The following is a 22,189-nucleotide window of genomic DNA, read 5'->3' on the forward strand; positions in this document are numbered from 1 at the left end:
CGATTGGCAGCAATCACGAAGGGGATGCCCGGCGGGCAGTCAGGGAGTTCACGAACTCCCCATCCCCGAGAGCCCCTTCAATCGCCTCGACAACGAGCTCCGGGGCATCCCTCCAGACCGCATGGCCGGCGTCGGGAATCCGCACCATGCGCACCCGGGGGTTCCCGGACGCGATGGCCTCGCCCAGCCCGGGCCCACCCCACGCGTCCTTCTCGCCCCACACCAGGGTCGTCGGGACCGCGAGGTCCTTCCAACGCCCGGCAAGCAACAAATCCTTCTTCATCCCCCGTACGTCGAAGGCCCGGTCGATGAGGGTGAACCAGCTCGGAGCGTTGCGCCGCTGGCTCTCGGTCAGCAGGTCCAGCAGGTCATCGTCGAGTCGTTCCGGATGCACCACGAGCAGTTGCTTCCAGAAGGCCCGGGTGCTGTCGCGCGTTGGCTGGCGCATCACCGACCGCACGAGCGTCTTCAACACCGGCAACGTCCCCAGACGCATCTGAAGGGGCAGTGCGCGCGTGACGCCCGCCGGGGCCCCGGTGAGCACCAGCCGGGACACCCGCTGCGGATGGGTCAGCGCGAAGTCGATGGACCAGAGCCCTCCCATGGAGGCGGCCACGATGGGCACGGAGGGAAGACCCTCGGCGTCGAGGAGCTCCCCGAGGAAGCGCCGCGCGCACGCCAGCAGGTCCACGCTCCCGTAGTCGAACGGGTCCGCGAGGCCGTGTCCGGGACGATCGACGGCCATCACCCGGTGCTTCCGGGCGAGCGCCGGGAGGATGTTCGCCCACTGGATGGCTTCGCCCAGGCCTCCGTGCAGCAGGAGCAATGGGGGCCCGTCGCCCAGCTCGATGATTTGCGTCGTGCCACCGGACCAACGGACCCGGCGCGTGCGGTGCCCCGGTGCACAGCGGTCGAGATAGGCCGCCTGGGCCAGCTCGAAGGCGCGGTCACGGCTGCTCTCGGAACCAGGGGTTGGCTCGTTCTTGCTCATGAAGCCCGGATGGAGCCCGGCGGTTCATCGTCCGGCAACGCCGTCACCGCCCGCGAGCCCTCCGAGTGTTGGCCCCGAGACGCTCTCCGTGCCACCTTGACAGGGCACCGGGCGCGCTGTTCTCACACGGGCCATGCTCGCCCTCGTGCTCGCGGCCTCGCTCGCCGCCGCCCCCGCGCCCCGCGCCGCCAGTTCCTCGGGAACCGTCGTCCATATTCCACGGTTGGACGCGATCCAGGGTGTCACCGCCTTCCTGGACCGGGCGGGACAGTATGCCGCCTTGTTGCGGCCCATCGTCTGGTACGCGGAGCTCCACCCCTGGCTCTCGCTCGACCCCAGCCAGCCGGAGGCGCTCGCGGGCCTGGGCATAGACCCCGCCGGTCCCGTGACCGTCTCGCTGCGAGCCAATGGCCGCATCTCATGCACACGGTTGAAGGACCCGAAAATCTTCCAAGAGAAGGCCGCCGGAGTGCTGGTCTCCGGGAGCAGCAAGCAGGAGGTGAAGCCCACGACGTCAGGGGGAGTCACCACGGTGAGCATCCCGCGCGAGTCCGGTGGACATGCGGGCTATGCGCTCAAGGGCCAGGAGGCGTGCGCCTTCGCGACGACGGGCGGGGGCTTCGTCGACGATGGGCAGGGAGCGGCGATGGTGAAGGAAGCCTCTCGGCTGGTGGGCAAGACCCCCAAGCCGGACACGCGTTTGGGGCAGCTTCCTGGAAGCGTCTACGTGCTGATGCCCGGACGCGGCATGGTGGTGGGCATGGAGGGCAGCGCCACCGAGCTGAGGCTGGAGGGGACGGCCACACAGCTTCCGCTGCCGCCCTTCCAGACGGCGGGGACGAGCCCCTACGGAACGATGAAGCCCGAGGGGATGCTCTTCTCGCGAGCGAGGGTGGCCCCGGCCGGGGTGGGCCAGGCGGTGGGCAGCGTGCGCGCACTCGTCCAGCGGGCGTGCCCGGCATGTCCTCCAGCCGCGGTGTCCTCGGTGGCCCAGGCGGTGTCCGAGCGCCTCACCGGCAACGTGCTGGTGGTAGTGGACAGTGTGAGGTCACGTCCCAACCTGCGCACACCCGAGGGCCAATTCTTCGCCCCGCGCCAGGCGGTCGCCGCGGAGGTGACGGATGCGGCGGCGATGAAGACAGCGCTCGCGCCGGTGGCGAAGTTCCCCGGCGCGAAGGCACTGGAGGACGGCTACGCGCTGGAGGTGAAGGGAGGCACCCTCTTCGTCCGGCTCAAGGGCAAGCAGCTCGTGATGGGCAATGACGAGGCGGTGGTCCAATCGCTCCTGGGAGCGGTGCCACAGACAGGCGCGAAGCTGCCGCACGCGGTGGACTTCACCGTGGACCCGAAGCGGCTCGCGAGCGGGTTGAACCAGGTGTCACTGATGGATGTCGTCTCCAACCAGCAGCTCGCGGGCCTCTTCACCGTGGGGCTGGAGCTGGGACCGCTGCTGGCCCGGAGCGAGCGCATCTCGGGATGGCTCGACAGCGCCGGCGGGGCGCACCGGTTCTCCACCCTCTGGACGCTGCCCGCCGCGCATTGAGGGTTACGACGGAAACGCGCACCAACAAGAGCCCAGTTGTTAATCAACGAGCGGATTGAAGGTGCCCGCATTCCACTCCCTCAGTGTCCACCCCGCAGTAAAACCCACCAGACTCCTGTGGATTTTCGCGAGTTCGGCAAGTACGAGTTCCGCTTCGCTGGGCGCGAACTCGAGCGCGTACGAGGCAACCCAGTAGCGAGTTCCGGGCGCAGGAGAATCCATCAACTTCAGCAGTTGCCGCTGCGCCTCGGGGCCTCGCTCCCTCAACTCCCTACGAATCGCCACGAGGACGTTGTACTTGCGATTGGCAGCCTTGGGCTTTGCCGTTTCGATGTCACGTCCATGCCCGGCCGAGAGCACTCCAAACTCTTCGACCAGGCGTTCTGTCGAGAGATTCTTCCACTGCGCCTTTTTCACGGGCGGAGTCCTATCTACTCAGGGTCGAGTGCCCAGGTCCCTTCCTCCCACCGCTTCAACGTTTCTTCAGACTCAAACGCGACCAACCCCTCTCCCTTGGCCGCTTCCTCCAAAATCGCTTTGGCTTCCGCTGTCCGGTAGCGCAGGAGGAAAGCAGCCGCTGTGGTCCTCACGTCCATATTGGGATGTGTGAATAGCGTGGCGAGTGCATTTCGCCCGGCATCACCGTGAGCACGTAGTTTCTTGAACGCGGCAATGTATCGATCCGCGTGCTTGTTACCCGTCTTGGAGTCTCCTCGGAAGATGGCGTCGGTCTGCGCGGTCACGTTGCGCGCGAATTCCTCAACGAGATCCTCAAGCTTGTTCACCAAATTCCCTTTCTTATGTTCTCGATGGCTCGCAATCCGAACTGACGCTGAGCCTCATAGGATTGCGTGCTCAGCCACTGCCTGATGGTCAAGGTATCTGAACCGGTGAGTCTGGGGCGCTTGGACGAGTAGAACGCACTAACGTCGATATGTAGGCGCTCATCCAACGGGACGACGTTCTCGGTGTTGTGCAAGGCCTCTGGACCGAACCGTCCGGCGTTGCGCTTCTCGACAATGTGGTGCCATTGCTTGCCCTTTCCCGCCGGGCCCATGAAGTCCTTGAAGTCATCGAAGGACTTGAACGCACGATGACCATTGGGGAGGAGCCTGCCCCCTTTGGCTATCTCGCTCCTACCACCCGACGAGTAGGCCCCCCCTCCGTTCTGGGTACCCATCGCAACGGCATTGCTCGGCAACACGACCCGGATGGTGCCCTCAGCCACCGAGACGATGACCTTCTCCGTATCGGCCGCCGCCGCGAGTACTCGCACACCACCATGCTGCGCCCCACGGATTGAGGCCTGTGCGAACCCGGGCAGAGTCGGTGCCCTGGACAGCAACGCGGCCGTTTCACCCACCGCCGCCGTGCCCACCATGACCAGGATGCGCACGCTGTTGGGCCCGATGCGCCGACCGAACCGCTCGCCCACTTCGCGCAACTCCGCGAAGCTGCTGGCCCGCGCGGACTCCTCCGAGAGCTGCATCCAGCCCTCGAGGAGCCCCCACATCTCAATCCCCAGGTAGCTCCACATGAGGACGGCGAAAGCCGCGGCAACCCCCTTGGACACCGGCTCGGGTGCCACCAACAGCGCCATGTAGGCCGTAATGGTGATGCTCGCCATGGCCGCCACACGCGTGGGGTCGAGCATGCTCCGCAACTCCGCATTCACGCCCGCCAGAGCCGGCTCCACGGCCAGCACCAGCGCGATGCGGCGCTTGTCGTCGTCTTGCAGGCACGAACCGTCCTCGAAGAGGGAGAGGCAATCCCCCGGAGTGCCACGCCGTTCGCAGAAGCGACCGTAGGACGTGGCCAGTTCCGACTGACACCGCTGACCCACCCGGGCTCCGGAAACCAGCGCGTACCTGTGACCCGGCCGCATGGGCACGGAAGCAGGAGCCACCCTCAGGGGCATCTCCAACACCAGGCCCGCCATGGCCACCGAGAACTCGGCATCCCCCACCTGCACCGGCGCGAAGTCCGTGGGCAGGGTCGCGAAGACCCGTACCTCCCCATCCACCGCAGCATCACCCATGACCGGAGTCGCTGTGGCGCATCCCACCAGCAGCACGCTCGCCGCCAGGGCCAGGACGCCCAGACCGGCGCACCGCCAGATATCTCGAAACACTCGTTCAATGACGCGAAGGGTCATGCCACCGCCAATGCTGCTGCGCGCCAGAGGCAACGGGAAGAAGCGAGGGGTACGAGCACGCGTCACTTCCAAGCATCCCCAAACGCCACACACATCACCCTACACGCATTGAACCTCCAGAAGCGAGGCTCATCCCTCGCCGTGCAGGGCCTGCCCGAGCCGACGCCGTTGGTCCCCCTCCTGGGCCCAATCGTGCTAGATGCGCGCCCATGGACGGAACCACGGAAAAGGATCCCCTTCGCGCCCGGCTGCAGGACATGGAGAAGCAGGCCGAGCTGGGCGGTGGCGCTGACCGCATCGCCAAGCAGCACGAGGCCGGCAAGCTCACCGCTCGCGAACGCATCGACCTGCTGCTCGATCCCGGCTCCTTCACGGAGATGGACAAGTTCGTCACCCACCGCAGCAACGACTTCGGCATGGGTGACAAGAAGATCCTCGGCGACGGCGTCGTCACCGGCTACGGCACCGTCGAGGGCCGCCAGGTCTTCGTCTTCGCCCAGGACTTCACCGTCTTCGGCGGCTCGCTCTCCGGCGCCTATGCCCAGAAGATCTGCAAGATCATGGACATGGCCATGCGCGTGGGCGCTCCCGTCATCGGCCTCAACGACTCGGGCGGCGCTCGCATCCAGGAGGGCGTCGAGAGCCTCGCCGGCTACGCCGACATCTTCCTGCGCAACACCCTCGCCTCCGGCGTGGTCCCCCAGATTTCGCTCATCCTGGGCCCGTGCGCGGGCGGCGCGGTGTACTCGCCCGCCATCACGGACTTCATCATGATGGTGAAGGACACCTCCTACATGTTCATCACCGGCCCGGACGTCATCAAGACGGTGACGCACCAGGAGGTGACCAAGGAGGACCTGGGCGGCGCGCTGGCGCACAACCAGAAATCCGGCGTGGCGCACTTCGCCGCGGAGAACGAGCAGACCGCCATCCTCATGACGCGCGAGCTCCTCTCCTTCATCCCCTCCAACAACCAGGAGGACCCGCCCGTCCAGCCGTGCGATGACGACCCGTTCCGCGCCGACGAGGGCCTCAAGACGGTCGTCCCCAGCAACCCGAACAAGCCCTACGACATCAAGGAGATCATCCGCGCTGTCGTGGACAACAAGCACTTCTTCGAGGTGCAGGAGCACTTCGCGAAGAACATGGTCATCGGCTTCGCCCGTATGAACGGCAAGTCGGTGGGCATCGTGGCCAACCAGCCGGCGGTGCTCGCGGGCTGCCTGGACATCGACGCGAGCGTGAAGGCCGCGCGCTTCGTGCGCTTCTGCGACTGCTTCAACATCCCCCTCATCACCCTGGTGGACGTGCCCGGCTTCCTGCCCGGCACCGACCAGGAGTGGGGCGGCATCATCACCCACGGCGCCAAGCTGCTCTACGCCTTCGCCGAGGCCACCGTCCCCAAAATCACCCTCATCACCCGCAAGGCCTACGGCGGCGCCTACGACGTGATGGCCTCCAAGCACATCCGCGCGGACATCAACTACGCCTACCCCACGGCCGAAATCGCCGTCATGGGCCCCGAGGGCGCGGTCAACATCATCTTCCGCAACGAGCTGCTCAAGGCCAAGGACGCCAACTCCGAGCGCACCCGGCTGGTGAACGAGTACCGCGAGAAGTTCGCCAACCCCTTCAAGGCGGCCGAGCTCGGCTACATCGACGAGGTCATCCGCCCCGAGGAGACGCGCGCCAAAATCATCCGGGCCCTGGAGATGCTCAAGAACAAGCGCCAGGAGAACCCCCCGCGCAAGCACGGCAACATCCCGCTGTAAGCAGGCAGGCGGGCAGGCGGCTCGCCCCGAGAAACAATGGAACGCCTCCCCGGGAAATTTTAGGGGGGGCGTTCAGGCTTTGAAGGGACGCACCACATACAGGAGCCCCTTTTGTCTCAACCCCGCCTCGTCCTCTTCCTCGCCGATATCGAAGGCAACCTCGCCGCCCTGCGCCAGACGCTCACCCGGGCCTGTGAGGCCGCCAACGTCCCTCCGCCGGAGGTCCGCTGGGTCGAGTCCGCCACCTCGCTCGCCGATGCCGGCTGGCGCGTGGCCGAGCTGAAGCTGGTCCCCTCCGGCGGCAAGGCCGTCCCCGAGGATCACCTCGATTCGCTCGTCCGCTCCGTGGCCCGTGACTTCCGCGATCAGGCGGTGGGCCTCTACACCGACAAGGCCGGCAGCTATGGCCGCGCCTCCCTCAGCGAGCCTGGCCGCCCCTCCCGCTCCCTCGAGGGTGAGTACATTGACGTGGTGCGTCAGACGGCCCGCTGGCTGGGAATCGAGGCCCCCCTGCTCGGCCGCCTGCTCGACGGCGGGGCAACCGCCCGCAACCTGCTGGCCGCCGCGGTGGACTTCGGCAACGACGACCCCAACGCCCCCACCCCCACCGGCAAGTCGCGCCGCCAGGAGCAGCCGCTTCCTCCGCCCGAGCCGGATGAGGATGACCGTTTCGTCGACGCCAAGCTGGCCGAGGCCCGCCGGCTGATGGAGCAGTACCTCAGCAACCGCAAGTAGTGGCTACAGGCTCCGAGTAGTGGTGCGTATTGGCGGCCGGGGGTCCCTGGCCGTCATCGCACTCCCCGAGCATGCGCTCCCCTGTGCTAAAGGGAGCGCCCATGGCCAAGATCCGCAAAATCCTCGTCGCCAACCGAGGCGAGATCGCCGTCCGGGTGATGCGCACCTGCAAGGAGCTCGGCATCGCCACGGTGGCGGTCTACTCCGAGGCGGACCGCTCCGCCCTGCACGTCCGTACCGCCGACCAGGCCTTCCTGGTGGGCCCCCCGCCCTCGCGCGAAAGCTACCTCGTGCAGGAGCGGATTCTGGAGGCCGCCAAGAAGTCCGGCGCGGACGCCATCCACCCCGGCTACGGCTTCCTCTCGGAGAACGCGTCCTTCGTGCGCGCGTGCGAGAAGGCCGGCATCACCTTCATCGGCCCGCCCGCCAGCGCCATGGACGCCATGGGCGAGAAGACGCGCGCCCGCCAGAACATGATCAAGGCCGGGGTGCCCGTGGTCCCCGGCACCGCCGAGCCCATCGCCACCGTCGAGGAGGCCCGCGCCTACGCCGAGAAGATTGGCGTGCCGGTGATGCTCAAGGCGGCCGGCGGCGGTGGCGGCAAGGGCATGCGCAAGGTGGAGCGGATGGAGGACTTCGAGTCCTCGTGGCGCGCCGCCAAGAGCGAGGCGATGAACGCCTTCGGCAACGACGCCGTCTACATCGAGAAGTACCTCGAGAAGCCGCACCACGTGGAGATTCAAGTGTTCGCCGACCAGCACGGCAACACCATCCACCTCAACGAGCGCGAGTGCTCGGCGCAGCGGCGCCACCAGAAGGTGGTCGAGGAGACGCCCAGCCCCATCCTCACCCCCGAGATGCGGGCGAAGATGGGCGAGGTGGCGGTGAAGGCCGCCAAGGCCGTGGGCTACGTGGGCGCGGGCACGGTGGAGTTCCTCGTGGACGTGCACCGCAACTTCTACTTCCTGGAGATGAACACCCGCCTCCAGGTGGAGCACCCGGTGACGGAGTGGGTGACGGGGCTGGACCTGGTGGCCTGGCAGATCAAGGTCGCCGAGGGCGAGAAGCTCCCGTACACCGAGGCCCCCACGCCCAACGGGCACTCCATCGAGGTGCGCGTGTACGCGGAGGACCCCGCGCGCAACTTCATGCCGAGCCCGGGCCGCATCAACTACCTGCGCGTGCCGGGAGGCCCGTACCTGCGCGACGACTCGGGCGTGTTCCCCGGGTACACGGTGCCCAACACGTATGACCCGATGATCTCCAAGCTGTCCGTGTGGGCCCCCACGCGGCGCGAGGCCATCGAGCGGGCGAAGCGCGCCCTGGCCGAGTACGTGGTGAAGGGCATCACCACCAACGTGCGCTACCTGAAGGGGATCCTCTCGCACCCGGAGTTCGTCGAGGGCGACTACGACACGAGCTTCCTCACGCGCGAGCACGAGAAGCTGCTGGGCAAGGGCGAGGATCCGCAACTGACGGAGGCCGCGCTGCTGGCGAGCGTGGTGTACGCGTACCAGCGGGATCAGAAGAAGGCGAAGACGCTGACCCAGGCGCCGTCCGAGGGCGGCAAGGGCGGCATCTCGGCGTGGCGGCTGGCGAGCCGCCGCGGGCGCTAACTCCACGGGGAACCGATTCCAATGCGTTACTTCGCGAAGCTGCAGGGACAGAAGGAAGCGGTGCCGGTGGACATCGAGCCAGCCGGAGAGAACCGCTTCAAGCTCACGCACAACGGCAAGACGTTCCTGGTGGACGCGCTGACGCTGGACCACGGCGCGGTGTCCATGCTGGTGGATGGAACCTCCTACAGCGTCGAGTTCGACGAGCAGGGCGACGAGGTGCAGGTCTCGGTGCGTGGGCAGGTGACGCGCATCGACGTGGCGGACGAGCGGCGGCTGCGGCTGCGCGCGGCCACGGCGGGCTTCTCGGTGGAGGGCAAGCAGGTCATCTCCGCCCCCATGCCCGGCAAGGTGGTGAAGGTGCTCGTGAAGCAGGGCGACGAGGTGAAGGAAGGTCAGGGCCTGGTGGTCATCGAGGCCATGAAGATGGAGAACGAGCTGAAGAGCCCCAAGGCCGGCAAGGTGGTGGATCTGCCGGCCAAGGAGGGCACCGCGGTGGAGATCAACGCGAAGCTCGTGGTGGTCGAGTAGGACCGCCGAAAGTGTGCCGCTGGGCAGAATTTCCCCTCTCCCACCGGGAGAGGGACGGGGTGAGGGTATCGGGTGAACTCGGGTTGAACCCCTTGTCCCCACCGCGGCCCACGGGTTGAAGAACGGACCCGGGCACCCTCACCCTGACCCTTGTATCTACTTTTCCCGTAGGCGACTTCTGAGGTAGAGAGGTCAGCACAAAGGAATGGAGCAAGGGGCGGGCAGGCCGATGACCCTCGGGTCCGCGAAGCGAGACCGTGGGAGAGCCGTGGTCGCACGTCCCCTTTCTCCGCTCTCCCTCTTCGGTAAGCCCGAACAGATGCCTGGGCCAGTACGTAGCCCGTATCACGCAAGGCAGGGACACGAGGTGGAGGGCGGACGTAGTCAAGGGAGTTGGTGCGGATGACAGGCAGCAGCGAGTTGTACGTGGGTATTGATGTCGCCAAGGCCCGAGTGGATGTAGCCCTGGGACGACAGGGCGCTGTCTTCCAGGTGGCTCGCGACGACAAGGGCCTGGCCGAGCTCGTCAAACGGCTCAAGCAGGTCGAACCGAAGCTGGTGGTGATGGAGGCCACCGGTGGGCTGCAGTTGCCAGTGGCCGCGGCGCTCAGTGTGGCGGGCCTGTCAGTGGCCGTCGTCAACCCGCGCCAGGCGCGCGAATTCGCCCGGGCCGCAGGCAAGCTGGCCAAGACGGACGCGCTGGATGCGCGGGTGCTGGCACATCTGGGCGAAGCCCTCAAGCCGCCGGCCAGAGCTCTACTGGATGAGGAGACACGCAAGCTGGAGGCCCTGCTGACGCGCCGCCGCCAGATGGTGGAGATGCTGGTGGCCGAGAAGAACCGCCTGCAGGTGGCGCACACAGCGGCCAGGCCCCTCATCCAGAAGCACATCGACTGGCTGCAGCTGCAGCTCAAAGAGGTGGACAAGGACCTGGGCAGTGCCGTGCGCGACAGCCCCATGTGGCGCGGCAAGGACGACATCCTGCGCAGCGTGCCAGGAGTAGGGCCGGTGCTGGCCATTACCCTGATGGCCGAGCTACCTGAGCTGGGACAGCTCAACCGCAAGCAGGTGGCGGCGCTGGCTGGAGTGGCGCCACACGCCTGCGACTCGGGCACCCTCAAGGGCAAGCGCATGGTGTGGGGCGGGCGCGCTGCCCTGCGCGCCGCCCTCTACATGGCCACGCTCTCGGCCGTACGCTGTAACGAGGTGGTGGGCGCCCTCTATGAGCGGCTGACCAAGGCCGGCAAGCCCAAGAAGGTGGCCCTGGTGGCCTGCATGCGCAAACTGCTCACCATCCTCAACGCCATGGTGCGCACCAAGAAGCACTGGAATGAGGCGGACCTTGCGTCCGCCTCTTGACCCTACACCACAGATGCTCTCCCGAGGGGAGAGGGGATATCTTCGCTCACCTACCTGAAGAGAATCAGGTCCGGGGGCCCGAGAGAAAAGCCCCCAGGATGCGCCGTGCGGACAACGTTGGGGTCGCACGGCCCTCCCGCACGTCGCGCTCCAGCGCGGGCCCGAGCTCGGCCACTCCGGGATGCGCATGCAGGGCAGCGCGCAGTCCGTCCTCGATCATCGACCACATCCACTGCACCTGCTGCACCCTCCGGCGCTTCTCCAGCTCGCCCGAGGTCCGCTCTGTCTCCAGGCGCTTCTCGATCGACGACCACACCTGCTCGATGTTGCTGTTCTCCAGCGCGCTGCAGGTCGTCACCACGGGCTCCGCGCCCGGGCGCATCAGGTGCAACGCCGCGCGATACTCGGCCCGCGCCCGCTCCGCGCGGACCACGTTGTCACCGTCCGCCTTGTTGATCGCGATCATGTCCGCGATCTCCAGGATGCCGCGCTTGATGCCCTGCAGCTCATCCCCGGCTCCCGCCAGCATGAGCACCAGGTAGAAGTCCACCATGTCGGCCACGACCGTCTCCGACTGGCCAACCCCTACCGTCTCCACCAGCACCACGTCGAAGCCAGCCGCCTCGCACAGCAGCAGCGTCTCGCGCGTCTTCCGCGCCACGCCTCCCAGGGTTCCGCTGGAGGGACTGGGACGGATGTACGCGAGGCTCTCGCGCGACAGCCGCGCCATCCGCGTCTTGTCGCCCAGGATGCTCCCCCCCGACACCGTGCTCGAAGGGTCGATCGCGAGCACCGCCACGCGCTTGCCCAGTCCCACCAGGTGCATCCCGAGCGCGTCGATGAACGTGCTCTTCCCCACTCCCGGCACGCCGCTGATCCCCACCCGCAGCGCCCCACCCGTGTAGGGCAGCAACCGGGTGAGCACCTCCTGCGCGAGCGCCTCGTGCTTGGGGTGCTCGCTCTCGATGAGCGTGATGGCGCGGGCGAGCATGGCGCGCTCATTCGCGCGGACGCCCTCGACGTACGCCTCGACCGGCAGAGCCTTCAAGCATCCCCCAGCGCGGCGTCGAGCTTGTCGAGCAGCTCGATGGCCGCCTTCGCGATAACCGTGCCCGGGCCGAAGATCGCCGCGGCACCGGCCTCCCGCAGGGCGTCGTAGTCCTGAGCCGGAATCACGCCGCCCACCACCACCATGATGTCCTCGCGGCCCAGGTCCCCGAGCGCCTTCTTGAGCTGGGGAACGAGCGTCAGGTGGCCCGCGGCGAGTGAGCTCGCACCCACGATGTGCACGTCGTTCTCGACGGCCTGCCGGGCGGACTCCTCGGGCGTCTGGAAGAGCGGACCGATGTCCACGTCGAAGCCGAGATCCGCGAACGCCGTCGCGATGACCTTCTGCCCGCGGTCATGCCCGTCCTGGCCCATCTTCGCGATGAGGATGCGCGGACGCCGCCCGTGCTTCGCCAGGAAGGCATCCGCCGTCTCGCGAGCCTTCACGATGCCCTGCGCGTCCTTGCCCGCCTCACTGGAATACACACCCGAAATGCTTCGCACGGTGGCCTCGTAGCGCCCGAAGACCTTCTCCAGCGACTCGCTGATCTCTCCCACGGTGGCCTTGGCACGCGCCGCGTCGATTGCCAGCGCGAGCAGGTTGCCCTCGTTGCGCTGAGCCGCCTGGGTGAGCGCATCGAGCTTCTGCTTCACGTCGCTCGCGTTGCGCTCGGCGCGCAGCTCGCGCAGCCGGGCGATCTGCGCCTCGCGCACCGCGGTGTTGTCCACCTTGAGGATCTCCAGGGACTCCTCGCGCTCGAGCGGGTACTTGTTCACGCCGATGATCGCCTGCCGGCCCGAGTCGATGCGCGCCTGCGTGCGCGCGGCGGCCTCCTCGATGCGCAGCTTGGGCAGGCCCTTCTCGATGGCCTTGGTCATGCCTCCGAGCGCCTCGACCTCCTGGATGTGCGCCCACGCCTTCTGGGCGAGCTCATGGGTGAGCCGCTCGACGTAGTAGCTGCCACCCCACGGGTCGATCACCCGCGTGGTGCCGCTCTCCATCTGGAGATAGAGCTGCGTATTCCGGGCGATGCGCGCGCTGAAGTCCGTGGGCAACGCGATGGCCTCGTCGAGCGAGTTGGTGTGGAGGCTCTGGGTGTGACCCTGGGTGGCCGCCATCGCCTCGATGCACGTGCGGACCACGTTGTTGAACACGTCCTGCGCGGTGAGACTCCAGCCGGACGTCTGGCTGTGGGTGCGCAGCGCCATGCTCTTGGTGCTCTTCGGCTTGAAGTCCTTGATGAGCCTGGCCCAGATCATCCGGGCCGCGCGCATCTTCGCCACCTCCATGAAGAAGTTCATGCCGATGGCCCAGAAGAACGACAGGCGCGGCGCGAAGGCATCCACATCCAGCCCGGCCGCCAGTCCCGCGCGCACGTACTCGACGCCATCCGCGAGCGTGTACCCGAGCTCCAGGTCCTGCGTCGCCCCGGCCTCCTGCATGTGGTAGCCGCTGATGCTGATGCTGTTGAAGCGCGGCATCTTCTCCGCCGTGAAGCGGAAGATGTCCCCGATGATCCGCATCGAGGGCCCCGGCGGGTAGATGTACGTGTTGCGGACCATGAACTCCTTGAGGATGTCGTTCTGGATGGTTCCGCTGAGCTGCTCGGGACGGACACCCTGCTCCTCGGCCGCGACCACGTAGAGCGCCAGGATGGGCAGCACCGCGCCGTTCATCGTCATCGACACGCTCATCTGATCGAGCGGGATGCGATCGAACAGGATGCGCATGTCCTTGATGGAGTCGATGGCCACGCCCGCCATGCCCACGTCACCCGTCACGCGGGGATGGTCACTGTCGTAACCCCGGTGCGTGGCGAGATCGAAGGCGATGGAGAGGCCCTTCTGACCGGCCGCGAGGTTGCGGCGGTAGAAGGCATTGGAGGCCTCGGCCGTGGAGAAGCCCGCGTACTGCCGGACGGTCCACGGCTGCTGCACGTACATCGTCGAGTACGGGCCCCGGACGAAGGGCGGCAGACCCGGCATCGTCCCGAGGTGCTCGACGCCCTGGAGATCCTCGGCGGAGAACACGGGCTTGACGGGAATGCCCTCGGGCGTGACCCAGGGGTCGGCGCGCCGGGTGCTCTCGTGAGCCTGCTGCCGCAGCGAGTCGCGAGCAGACGCGGGCGAGAGCGTCTCGGGGGCGTCGAAGTCGATCTCCGCGAAGTTCGGCACGTTGCTGCGCATCAGGACACTCCGAGCTGCTTGTGCAGCGAAGACAAGGTCTCGAACAGGTCGCCACCCGCGAAGATGAACAGGTCGACCCCCGCCGCCCGGAACGCCGCCTCGTGCTCACCCGGACGGCCCGCGACGGCCACGATTCGTCCGCTCTGCTGCTTCAGGGCAGCGGTCAGGGCCGGCACCCACTCGGGGTACATCGCATCCGGACCGGAGAGCACCACGAGCTGGGCTCCGGAGGCGGCGATGAGCGAAGCGGCCTGGGCCACATCCGCGAAGCCATGGTGCTGCAACGGATCGATTCCTCCCGCGGCCAGCGCGTTGGCGACCCACGTCGCACGGGCCGTGTGCTCCGCCACCGTGCCGAGGTTGGCCATGAACGCCCGGGGACGATGCCCGTGCGCCGCGAGGTAGCGGTCACTCGCATCCCGCAGCGACTCGAAGGCATCGGCCAGACGCACCGGACGCAGCGGCGTCATCCGCAGCTCGGCGGGTCCGCTCGAAGCAGGGCTCGCGGTCTCGGGCGCGCGGGGCTTTCTGCTCACGGCCTGCTCGTCTAGGTTGGGGAACTCGCTCACACCCACGATGGGCAGGCGGCGCGTGCGGATGGCCTTGTTCCGGGCCGCCACCGTCTCCGCGAGCACCCGGGCGATGTCGCCCTTCACGAGCGCCGCCGTCATGCCACCGAGCCCCTCGATGCGCCGCAGCTCCGTCCAGGCGGCGCGGGCCATGTCGCGGGTGAGCTGCTCGATGTAGTAGCTGCCGCCCGCGGGATCCGCGACGCGGTTCAGGCTCGACTCATCGCGCAGGATGAGCTGCGTGTTGCGGGCGACACGGCGGGAGAACTCGTCGGGCAGCCCGATGGCTTCGTCGAAGGGCGACGTGGTGATGCTGTCGGCCCCACCGACGACGGCCGCGAAGGACTCGGAGGTCGACCGCAGCATGTTCACCCAGGGGTCCCGCCGCGACTTGGTGGCGGCCGCGGTGCGGGCGTGGAGCGCCATGGCCTGCGCCTCGGGAGAGCCACCCGACGCCGCGACGGCCTTGGACCACAGCAGCCGCGCCGCACGCAGTTTGGCGATCTCGGGGAAGAACTGGCTGCCCACCGAGAACGAGAACTGGAGGGAGCGGGCCGCGTCCTCGGGCGGAACTCCGGCGCGCTCGAGTCCCCGCAGGTACTCCACGCCGGTGGCGATCGCCCAGGCCAGCTCGTGCACGGACGTGGCGCCCGCATCGGCGTAGGCCCGCGTCGAGACGAGCATCACGCGCAGCCCCGGAGAGTCCTTGCGCGAGGACGCGACGAGCGGCGCGGCTTCCACGAAGCTCCCCTCGAGCCCGATTCGCAGAGCGCCCGTGCGAGCCAGGACGCCAAGCGGATCCAATCCGAGGCAACCCTGGAGGGACTCGCGCGAAGTCCGGGTGCGTTCGGCGGCCTGGAGCAGGAAGGTCGCCGAGAGCGTCGGGTCCTCCTCGGACTCGAGGTAGACGGGCGTCCTGGAGAGCGGGACCGGGGCGAGGAGGCGCTCCATGTCCTCGGTATTCCGCACGCGGATGCCCTGGGGCTCACCCAGGCGGAGCCACACGCCCAGGACACCCCGCTCGAGATCGACCCGGATGGCCTCGGCGGCGGTGGCCACGTCGGGCTCGCTGTACTCCTGGCAGACGAGCCAGCCGCCCTCCGTCAGGCCGAGCGCGTTCGTCCCTCGAACGAAGGGAGCGACGCCCGGAGGCTCGGGCGGAGCAGCCGGGCCCGCGTCCTCCCGCGTGTAGAGCGGCTGGAGCGAGAGGCCCCCTTCGAGCGCGGACTGGAGCGACGTGAAGGGCTTTCCCTTCAGATCCTTGTCCACGAGGCGACGCCACTCCTCGACCGAGGTGGCAGGAAAGTCCTGGGCGATGTGCAGAGGGGTTTGCGACATGCAGCGTCCTCGAATCAGTGGCGGGGGGCCGGACTCACGAGCGGGGCCCTTTGCCTCTTAGGTCCAAATCCGCCCAGGGGGCAACGGGGCCCCGTGAGCCACCCTATCCTTCTTATACGCGCCATTTTTCCACGTTCTTCGACGGAGGGGTGTGCTGACCCTCCCGGTTGCCCCTCCTGGCGCTTGCATCTCTCCAGGCCGGGTCATAATAGTGAATGGCCTATTCACTGATGGCGGAGGCAGGTGATGGCGCAGTACCTCAAGGACGAGGTCCACGAGGCCATCCTGGCGGCCGCGCTCGAGGTGTTCGCCCGCAAGGGTTTCCGGAGCGCCAGCATGGCGGAGATCGCCTCGGCCGCCCGGGTGTCCACCGGTAACATCTATCGCTACTTCGAGAACAAGAACGCCCTCTACGAGGCCGCCGTCCCCGATTCGTTCGTCACCACCTTCCAGCGGCTCCTGCGGCAGCGCGTGGAGGCCGCCCGGGGAGTGAAGGACCTCCGGAAGCTGGAGCCTGGCGCGCCCTATCGTCTCATCTCAGAGGAGGCGCTCGCCTTCAGCCTGGACAACCGGCTGCGCGTCGTCGTGCTGCTCTCCAGTCCCGAGGGCACTCCGCATGAGCACTTCGCGGAGAAGCTGGTGCAGTTCCTGCTCGAGTCGGCCACCGCCCACTTCCACGCCCGGCCCGCCCCGCCCACGCGCTTCGCGCTCGAGGAGCTCTACCGGAACTACGTCACAACGCTGGGGCGCATCCTCCGTCACTTCGAGGAGGAGCAGGCCATCCGCGAGGCGGTGGAGGCTCTCTCCCGATACCACCTGACCGGACTCGCGGCGCTCTTCGAGTCCTGAGCTGGCGAGCAGCCGGGCCCACCCGCCCGTCCTCGCGCCCATCAAAAATGAATCACCTGTTCACTCATGAAGGAGAGGCACTCGTGACGAACCCGCTGAGCCGGGGTGTGGACACCCGATCTCTGCTGTACCGAATCCTGGAGAGCCCGGAGCAGGTCTCGGCCCTCCAGCAACTGCCAGCCCCCGCCCTGACCCGCCTCATCCACCACGTGGGGCTGGAGGACGCGGGAGAGCTGGTGGCACTCGCCACGACGCAACAACTGGCTCGCATCTTCGACGAGGATCTCTGGCGGAGCACCCGCCCGGGTCAGGAGGAACGTTTCGACCCGGAGCGCTTCGGCCTCTGGTTGGAGGTGATGCTCGAGATGGGGGCGGACCGCGCGGCGGCCCGGCTCGCGGAGATGGACGAGGACTTCGTCACCTTCGCGCTGTCCGCTCAGCTCCTCGTGCTGGACCTGGACGCACTGACGCTCGACCGGATGCGCTCGAACGAAGCACAGGACGACGAGGCCCTCGTGGACAAGGCGCTGGAGAGCAGCCTCAGTCATGAGCTGGACCGGTTCCTGATCATCGCCCGGCAGCCGGAGTCGTGGGACGCGGTGCTCTCGGTGCTCGTGGCGCTCGACGAGTCACACCATGAGCTTCTCGTGCGTCTGCTCGAGCGCTGCTGTCATCAGGCCTCCGAATTCATCGAGGACAACGGCGGGCTGTACGCGGTCCTCACCACGGCGGAGCAGCTCGAAGCGGATGTATCGCAGGCGCGGGAGGAACGGCGCGAGCGTGAGGGCTTCGTCGCCACCACGGACGCGGCGGCCTTCCTCGGCCTCGCGAGGGCCGGGCGCGTGGGAGACGACCCCATCACCCGTGGCTACGTCCAGGCTCAACGCGAGGCCACACGGACTCCGCCCGCCCGTGTGGATGGTGCACAGCCCGAGCAGGCCGCATCCTCCATGCCCCTGCTCCACCTCCTCCAGGAGGCGGAGGTGCTGACCACGCAGCCTCCCGTGGCCCTGCTCGGCGAGGGCGGCGGTTCCGGGACGTACGCCTCGGCCAGGGTCCTCCGGGAGGCGCTGGCCTGGCTCCAGGGTGAGGCGCCCGAGGCCCTCTCCCGGTGCATGCAGGACCTGGGATACCTCGCGAACGTGCTGCTCTCTGGCTGCGGCCACGCGGGCCGTCCCCTGCGCGCACTGGAAGCAGCGCAGGTGGCCATGGCCACGTGCAACCTCGGACTGGAAGCCAGCCTGGAAGCCGGCACGGCGCCCTCGCGGGCTGGAGCCCTCCTCCGGGAGGGACTCGTTCCCGCGTTCGGTCAGGGGTGGCGGGTGCTCCACGAGGAGGTGGTGATGCGAAGCGCCCGCGCTTTCGACGCCGCTCTCGCACTCAAGGTGCCCCCTGGACGCGGAGAGGCCGCGAAGGCCCGGGCCGAGTTCGCTCGGGACATCGCGGCCGGCAGGCCCTGGGCCTCTCGCAAACGGTGGATGCACCTCGCCCCGTTCCTCTCGAAGGCAGCGTTCGCCGCGATGCGGGAGCTCGTGGACGAATGCCCCACGTTCAACGGGGCATTCCTCGCCACGAGGGAGCAGGTGGAGGAGGCGGCGCGGCGAGTGGGAGAGCTGCTCGCGCCGCCCTCCCGGTGAAGCGCCGCGGCTACGGCATGGGCCGCGAGGTGATGGACGGCGCCTCGGGCATCGAGGGCCAGCCGTTGCTCCAGATGATGGGGTCCATGAGCATCACGCGCGCCGTGTGGGCACTGTTCCACGCGTGGTAGACCATGATCGACGTACCCGCGGGCGAGTTGACGACCGAGCCATGCCCCGGGCCCTCCCACGCGCTCGTGCTCTTGAGGATTGGCGCGCCGAGCTTCGTGTACGGCCCCAGCGGGCTCGTCGCGCGGGCCACGCCGATGGCGTACGTGCCGTTGTAGTACGCGTTGCCGCTGTAGAAGAGGTAGTAGTAGCCGTCACGCGCGACGACCCACGGGGCCTCGACGACGCCGCCCTCCCAGGCGAGGTTGTTGGAGATCAGCGTCCGGCGCGTGCCGACGAGCGCCTTGCCATCCGCCGAGAGCTGCTGACCGTAGATGGGCGTCGGCTGGCCCACCGCGTTGCCGTCCGCCTTCCACACCAGGTACCGCACTCCGGCGGTGTCCGCGAACACGGTGGCGTCGATCATCCCCATGGCCGTGTCGTGCACGAGCGGCGCCCCGATGTCGGTGAAGGGTCCGAGCGCGCTCGTGGCGGTGGCGGCGCCGATGGACAGCTTTCCGTTCGAGTGACGCGCGGTGTAGTACGCGATGTAGCCCGTACCAATGCGGTGGATCTCCGGCGCCCAGAAGTCACCCCGGGCCCACGTGGGCTTGCTGGCCGACGGGAAGATGAAGCCCGCGCTCGTCCAGGTCAGCAGATCCTTCGAGGTGCGGAGCGGGAACGCGTTGGCCGCACCGCCCGACGTGCAGGTGGCCACGTACTGGGTCCCGTCATGCACGACGCCCGGATCCGCGCAATCCACGGGGAGCACCGGGTTCTTGTAGAGGCCGCCACAGTTCGTGTACCGGAACGACATGGCGCACGCGTTCGAGCCGGTGAAGTACGGCGCCCACCCGTTCGACAGCCCCGCGTAGGAGTTGGTGCCCGAGTTGACGCACGCGCGGTCCCAGAACACGCGTCCGGAGACATCATCGAACCGGTTCGTGTGCCCCGCGGGCGGGATCCACGACGAGCCATAGGACACACGCGTCGAGCACGTGGCCGTGGTGCAATCCGAGTCGAGCGCAATCACGCAGGAGTTGAGGCCCAGGAAGTACGGCTTCCATCCGTTGGACAGCACCACATAGGAATTGATGCCGTCGTTGTGACAGACGCCGTCCCACGTCACGGAACCACTCGCGATGTCGTACTGGGCCGTGTGCCCCGACGGCTTCATCCACGCGTCGCCGTAGGTGATCTTCGTGGTACAGGCGAGACCGGCCTCGGTGCTCGCAACGGCCGCGGGCTCGGCCAGGGTCTCGGTCTGGGGGGCCTCGCCGCCACATCCGGACAGCAACGCCGGGACGGCGCTCACGGCGACGAGGGTTGAAATGAACGGGTGCTTCTTCATGAGGAACAACCTCCGGGGGGAATCTCCCCAATAGAGACCCTGAAACCGGGCTCATCCAAGAAAAGTGGGAAAAGTTTCAATTCAGGATGGATTGCCCGCCCGCTTCGGCGAACGCACGGGCGCGGGCTCAATACTTTCGAGGGGTTGCGAACCACTGGTAAGGTCGCCGCCCCCGTGAACCGGGCAGGAGAAACGGATGGAGATGCTCTGTACCCTGCGCAGCCTGACGGACCACCAGCGCCAGAAACTGCTCGAGCACCCTGACAAGCTCGAGGAGTTCATCGACGACGAGGAGGACTTCACGGACGCGGAGGGCGCGCGCTTCCTGGACCTCGACATCGGTGAGACCTGGCACGGCCTGCAGTACCTGATGACGGGCACGGCCTGGGAGGGCAAGGCGCCGCTGGACTTCCTCGTGCGAGGAGGCCAGGACGTGGGCGACATCCCCTCCGACGAGGGCACCGCGCGCGTCTTCACTCCGGACCAGGTGAAGGCCCTCTCCAAGGCCCTCGGCGCACTCTCCGAGGACACGCTGCGCGAGCGCTACGATCCCGCGCGCCTTCAGGAGGAGGACATCTACCCGGGCTTCTGGGAGGAGCCGCCTCCCGACCTGGATCCGGAGGAGGAGCTCTTCTCCTACTTCGAGGAGCTGAAGAAGTTCACAGCCGCCGTGGCGAAGCGCGGCCATGGGCTGCTCGTGTTCATCGGCTGAACGGGCTCACCCGACGAGCACGTCCCGGCCCAGTTTGAGGACGAGCGCCACCACCACCAGCAGCACCACCTTGCGCACCAGCTTGTCGCCCCCCCGCACGGCGAGGTGCGCGCCAATCCACCCGCCGGTGAACTGGGCCGCGGCCATGGGCAGCGCCACGTACCAGAGCACCAGGCCCCGGTACGCGAAGAGGCTCACCGCCGCGAGGTTGGAGGCGAAGTTCACCACCTTCGCGTCCGCCGAGGCCCTCATCAGCCCGTGCCCCAGCAGCCCCGAGAAGGCGATGATGAGGAACGTCCCCGTCCCCGGCCCGAAGAAGCCGTCATAGGTGCCAATGAGCAGCGCGATGACCGCGCCCAGCGACAGCAGGCGCTGGCGGGGCGGCTCGGGCCGCTCTCCTGGCGGCGGTCCCCGGCGGAAGGCCAGGAAGGCCGCGACGATCACCAGCAGCACCAGCACCACGGGCTTGAGGACCTCGGGACGCACCAACAGCACCAGCCCCGCGCCCATGAACGAGCCCACCAGCCCCAGGGGAAAGGTGACGGCCGCGAGCTGCTTGTTCAGCAGCCCCGCCCGGTAGAAGCGCACCAGCGCCGCGAACGAGCCGAACACGGACTGCCCCTTGTTGGTCCCCAGCACCACGTGCGGCGGCAGGCCGGTCGCCAGCAGGGCGGGCAGCGTCACGAGCCCTCCTCCGCCAGCGATGGCATCCACCACACCCGCCGTGAGGGCCGCGATGCACAACAGGACGATTTCGAGCGCGCTGACTTCCACGCGCGGCCACCTACCACGTCCAAAGCTTGCGTGCGCGCCGACTCTGGGCGTCAATTCGGGGGAACCCCCCGCCGAGGACCCTCCGTGCTCACGTCCTTCATCTCCGTGATGACCCTCGTGCTGCTGTCCGCCCCGCCCGCGCCCGTGGACCCCAAGGGGCCCACCTGCCGCTCCATCGACGGGCACGTGGCGTGCGGCTACCAGTGCAAGTCGGACGGCAGGCGCGTCCAGTGCGCGCAGACGCCCCAGGGCACCTGCCAGGTCCTCGACGGACAGGCCGTCTGCTTCGACCCCCCGCCCCACGTCATCCGCATCTACGGCAGCGCGCTGCCCACGCCCGAGTGCAAGGCCATCGACGGACAGGTGGCCTGCGGCTACCAGTGCGCCACGCAGTTCGGCAAGGTGAAGTGCGCGCGCACTCCCGCTGGAGTCTGCTCCGGACGCAATGACGAGATCGTCTGCTTCGATCCGCCTCCCGAGGTGTACGCCGTCCATGGCAAGGACACGCCTCGCGCCGAGTGCAGCAGCAACAGCGCGGAGATGGCGTGCGGATACAAGTGCACCTCCGCGGCCGGGAAGGTGGCCTGCAGCAAGACGCCCGTGGGCATCTGCAAGAGCGATGGGCTCCGGCTCACCTGCTTCGACCCTCCCGCCGAGGTGCTCTGCGCCTATGGCAAGAGCCTGCCGCCCCTGCAGTGCCAGTCGAGCGACGGCCAGCCGGTGTGCGGCTACGGCTGTACCAAGGCCTATGCCAAGGTGGCCTGCGCGGCCACCCCCAAGGGCCTGTGCAAGGTGTTCGATACCGAGGTCCACTGCTTCGACCCGCCCAGCACCCAGGACGCGGACCCGGCCTGCCTGAGCCTCATCGGGCTGGCTTCGTTGGAGGCTCCGTAGCGGAGCCGTTGGGTCCGGGTT

General features: G+C 67.9%; 19 protein-coding genes. 10 read left to right on the plus strand and 9 right to left on the minus strand.

Going from position 1 to position 22,189, the window contains the following annotated elements; all coding sequences use genetic code 11:
- Positions 1 to 13 precede the first annotated feature (13 nt).
- Positions 14 to 991 (minus strand): alpha/beta fold hydrolase, encoded by a 978-nt coding sequence (locus BO221_RS43975; RefSeq protein WP_073566912.1) that lies wholly within the window; start codon positions 989 to 991, stop codon positions 14 to 16.
- Positions 992 to 1,124: 133 nt separating this feature from the next.
- Here BO221_RS43975 and BO221_RS43980 point away from each other — a divergent pair, with 133 nt between their 5' ends.
- Positions 1,125 to 2,534 carry a hypothetical protein gene (locus BO221_RS43980; RefSeq protein WP_073566913.1) on the plus strand — a complete coding sequence of 470 codons (1,410 nt, stop codon included), beginning with the start codon at positions 1,125 to 1,127 and terminating at the stop codon, positions 2,532 to 2,534.
- Positions 2,535 to 2,573: 39 nt separating this feature from the next.
- Here BO221_RS43980 and BO221_RS43985 read toward each other — a convergent pair whose 3' ends face one another.
- Genes BO221_RS43985 through BO221_RS43995 form a run of 3 tightly spaced genes read right to left on the minus strand, consistent with a single transcriptional unit; the run spans position 2,574 to position 4,689 of the window.
- On the minus strand, positions 2,574 to 2,951 hold the full coding sequence (locus tag BO221_RS43985) for a DUF2019 domain-containing protein (protein ID WP_073566914.1): 378 nt from the start codon (positions 2,949 to 2,951) through the stop codon (positions 2,574 to 2,576).
- 14 nt (positions 2,952 to 2,965) lie between these two features.
- Positions 2,966 to 3,322 (minus strand): DUF2019 domain-containing protein, encoded by a 357-nt coding sequence (locus BO221_RS43990; protein WP_083682399.1) that lies wholly within the window; start codon positions 3,320 to 3,322, stop codon positions 2,966 to 2,968.
- Positions 3,316 to 4,689: a hypothetical protein gene (locus BO221_RS43995; protein ID WP_073567044.1), complete on the minus strand. Its 1,374-nt coding sequence runs from the start codon at positions 4,687 to 4,689 to the stop codon at positions 3,316 to 3,318. Before BO221_RS43995 ends, BO221_RS43990 begins: the two co-directional genes overlap by 7 nt.
- A 209-nt stretch (positions 4,690 to 4,898) precedes the next feature.
- On the opposite strand from BO221_RS43995, the gene BO221_RS44000 reads away from it, so the two are divergent.
- The 5 genes from BO221_RS44000 to BO221_RS44020 all read left to right on the plus strand — a co-directional run bounded on the left by BO221_RS44000 (position 4,899) and on the right by BO221_RS44020 (position 10,702).
- Positions 4,899 to 6,461, plus strand: a complete 1,563-nt coding sequence (locus tag BO221_RS44000) for an acyl-CoA carboxylase subunit beta (RefSeq protein WP_073566916.1) — start codon at positions 4,899 to 4,901, stop codon at positions 6,459 to 6,461.
- 111 nt (positions 6,462 to 6,572) lie between these two features.
- On the plus strand, positions 6,573 to 7,196 hold the full coding sequence (locus BO221_RS44005; RefSeq protein ID WP_073566917.1) for a hypothetical protein: 624 nt from the start codon (positions 6,573 to 6,575) through the stop codon (positions 7,194 to 7,196).
- A gap of 101 nt (positions 7,197 to 7,297) precedes the next feature.
- Positions 7,298 to 8,812, plus strand: coding sequence for an acetyl-CoA carboxylase biotin carboxylase subunit (gene accC / locus BO221_RS44010; protein ID WP_073566918.1), 1,515 nt, complete (start codon positions 7,298 to 7,300; stop codon positions 8,810 to 8,812).
- A 21-nt stretch (positions 8,813 to 8,833) separates the two neighbouring features.
- Complete coding sequence (locus tag BO221_RS57500) at positions 8,834 to 9,343, plus strand: biotin/lipoyl-containing protein (protein WP_073566919.1); 510 nt, start codon at positions 8,834 to 8,836, stop codon at positions 9,341 to 9,343.
- Between the two features lie 402 nt (positions 9,344 to 9,745).
- Positions 9,746 to 10,702, plus strand: coding sequence for an IS110 family transposase (locus BO221_RS44020; RefSeq protein WP_073566920.1), 957 nt, complete (start codon positions 9,746 to 9,748; stop codon positions 10,700 to 10,702).
- Between the two features lie 64 nt (positions 10,703 to 10,766).
- Here the strand turns inward: BO221_RS44020 and meaB are convergent, their stop codons facing one another.
- Genes meaB through BO221_RS44035 form a run of 3 tightly spaced genes read right to left on the minus strand, consistent with a single transcriptional unit; the run spans position 10,767 to position 15,843 of the window.
- Positions 10,767 to 11,750: a methylmalonyl Co-A mutase-associated GTPase MeaB gene (gene meaB / locus BO221_RS44025; protein WP_073566921.1), complete on the minus strand. Its 984-nt coding sequence runs from the start codon at positions 11,748 to 11,750 to the stop codon at positions 10,767 to 10,769.
- The gene (gene scpA / locus BO221_RS44030; protein ID WP_073566922.1) at positions 11,747 to 13,936 is read right to left on the minus strand and encodes a methylmalonyl-CoA mutase; all 2,190 of its coding nucleotides are present in this window, start codon (positions 13,934 to 13,936) and stop codon (positions 11,747 to 11,749) included. The genes meaB and scpA overlap by 4 nt, the downstream gene beginning before the upstream one ends.
- Positions 13,936 to 15,843 carry a methylmalonyl-CoA mutase family protein gene (locus BO221_RS44035; protein ID WP_073566923.1) on the minus strand — a complete coding sequence of 636 codons (1,908 nt, stop codon included), beginning with the start codon at positions 15,841 to 15,843 and terminating at the stop codon, positions 13,936 to 13,938. The genes scpA and BO221_RS44035 overlap by 1 nt, the downstream gene beginning before the upstream one ends.
- Before the next feature lie 246 nt (positions 15,844 to 16,089).
- Between BO221_RS44035 and BO221_RS44040 the strand changes: the two genes are divergently transcribed.
- Complete coding sequence (locus BO221_RS44040) at positions 16,090 to 16,692, plus strand: TetR/AcrR family transcriptional regulator (RefSeq protein ID WP_073566924.1); 603 nt, start codon at positions 16,090 to 16,092, stop codon at positions 16,690 to 16,692.
- Between the two features lie 83 nt (positions 16,693 to 16,775).
- The gene (locus BO221_RS44045) at positions 16,776 to 18,329 is read left to right on the plus strand and encodes a DUF6178 family protein (RefSeq protein WP_073566925.1); all 1,554 of its coding nucleotides are present in this window, start codon (positions 16,776 to 16,778) and stop codon (positions 18,327 to 18,329) included.
- A 10-nt stretch (positions 18,330 to 18,339) separates the two neighbouring features.
- Here the strand turns inward: BO221_RS44045 and BO221_RS44050 are convergent, their stop codons facing one another.
- Positions 18,340 to 19,788 carry a glycoside hydrolase family 43 protein gene (locus BO221_RS44050; protein WP_073566926.1) on the minus strand — a complete coding sequence of 483 codons (1,449 nt, stop codon included), beginning with the start codon at positions 19,786 to 19,788 and terminating at the stop codon, positions 18,340 to 18,342.
- A gap of 196 nt (positions 19,789 to 19,984) precedes the next feature.
- On the opposite strand from BO221_RS44050, the gene BO221_RS44055 reads away from it, so the two are divergent.
- A complete protein-coding gene (locus tag BO221_RS44055; RefSeq protein ID WP_073566927.1) occupies positions 19,985 to 20,500 on the plus strand; it encodes a YfbM family protein in 516 nt (171 codons plus the stop codon).
- 6 nt (positions 20,501 to 20,506) lie between these two features.
- On the opposite strand, the gene BO221_RS44060 is transcribed toward BO221_RS44055, so the two are convergent.
- Positions 20,507 to 21,274, minus strand: coding sequence for a TSUP family transporter (locus BO221_RS44060; RefSeq protein WP_073566928.1), 768 nt, complete (start codon positions 21,272 to 21,274; stop codon positions 20,507 to 20,509).
- 84 nt (positions 21,275 to 21,358) lie between these two features.
- Between BO221_RS44060 and BO221_RS44065 the strand changes: the two genes are divergently transcribed.
- Positions 21,359 to 22,168, plus strand: coding sequence for a hypothetical protein (locus BO221_RS44065; RefSeq protein ID WP_073566929.1), 810 nt, complete (start codon positions 21,359 to 21,361; stop codon positions 22,166 to 22,168).
- Positions 22,169 to 22,189 lie beyond the last annotated feature (21 nt).

It is taken from the genome of Archangium sp. Cb G35, from assembly GCF_001896145.1.
GTDB classification, from domain to species: Bacteria; Myxococcota; Myxococcia; order Myxococcales; family Myxococcaceae; genus Archangium; species Archangium violaceum.

Bases quoted from the DNA above. Each gene is read 5' to 3' on its own strand.
- BO221_RS44000 (WP_073566916.1), top strand. From the start codon at position 4,899: ATGGACGGAACCACGGAAAAGGATCCCCTTCGCGCCCGGCTGCAGGAC.
- scpA (WP_073566922.1), bottom strand. From the start codon at position 13,936: ATGCGCAGCAACGTGCCGAACTTCGCGGAGATCGACTTCGACGCCCCC.
- BO221_RS44040 (WP_073566924.1), top strand. From the start codon at position 16,090: ATGGCGCAGTACCTCAAGGACGAGGTCCACGAGGCCATCCTGGCGGCC.
- BO221_RS44020 (WP_073566920.1), top strand. From the start codon at position 9,746: ATGACAGGCAGCAGCGAGTTGTACGTGGGTATTGATGTCGCCAAGGCC.
- BO221_RS43995 (WP_073567044.1), bottom strand. From the start codon at position 4,689: ATGACCCTTCGCGTCATTGAACGAGTGTTTCGAGATATCTGGCGGTGC.
- BO221_RS57500 (WP_073566919.1), top strand. From the start codon at position 8,834: ATGCGTTACTTCGCGAAGCTGCAGGGACAGAAGGAAGCGGTGCCGGTG.
- accC (WP_073566918.1), top strand. From the start codon at position 7,298: ATGGCCAAGATCCGCAAAATCCTCGTCGCCAACCGAGGCGAGATCGCC.
- BO221_RS43980 (WP_073566913.1), top strand. From the start codon at position 1,125: ATGCTCGCCCTCGTGCTCGCGGCCTCGCTCGCCGCCGCCCCCGCGCCC.
- BO221_RS44055 (WP_073566927.1), top strand. From the start codon at position 19,985: ATGGAGATGCTCTGTACCCTGCGCAGCCTGACGGACCACCAGCGCCAG.
- BO221_RS44050 (WP_073566926.1), bottom strand. From the start codon at position 19,788: ATGAAGAAGCACCCGTTCATTTCAACCCTCGTCGCCGTGAGCGCCGTC.
- BO221_RS43975 (WP_073566912.1), bottom strand. From the start codon at position 991: ATGAGCAAGAACGAGCCAACCCCTGGTTCCGAGAGCAGCCGTGACCGC.
- BO221_RS44035 (WP_073566923.1), bottom strand. From the start codon at position 15,843: ATGTCGCAAACCCCTCTGCACATCGCCCAGGACTTTCCTGCCACCTCG.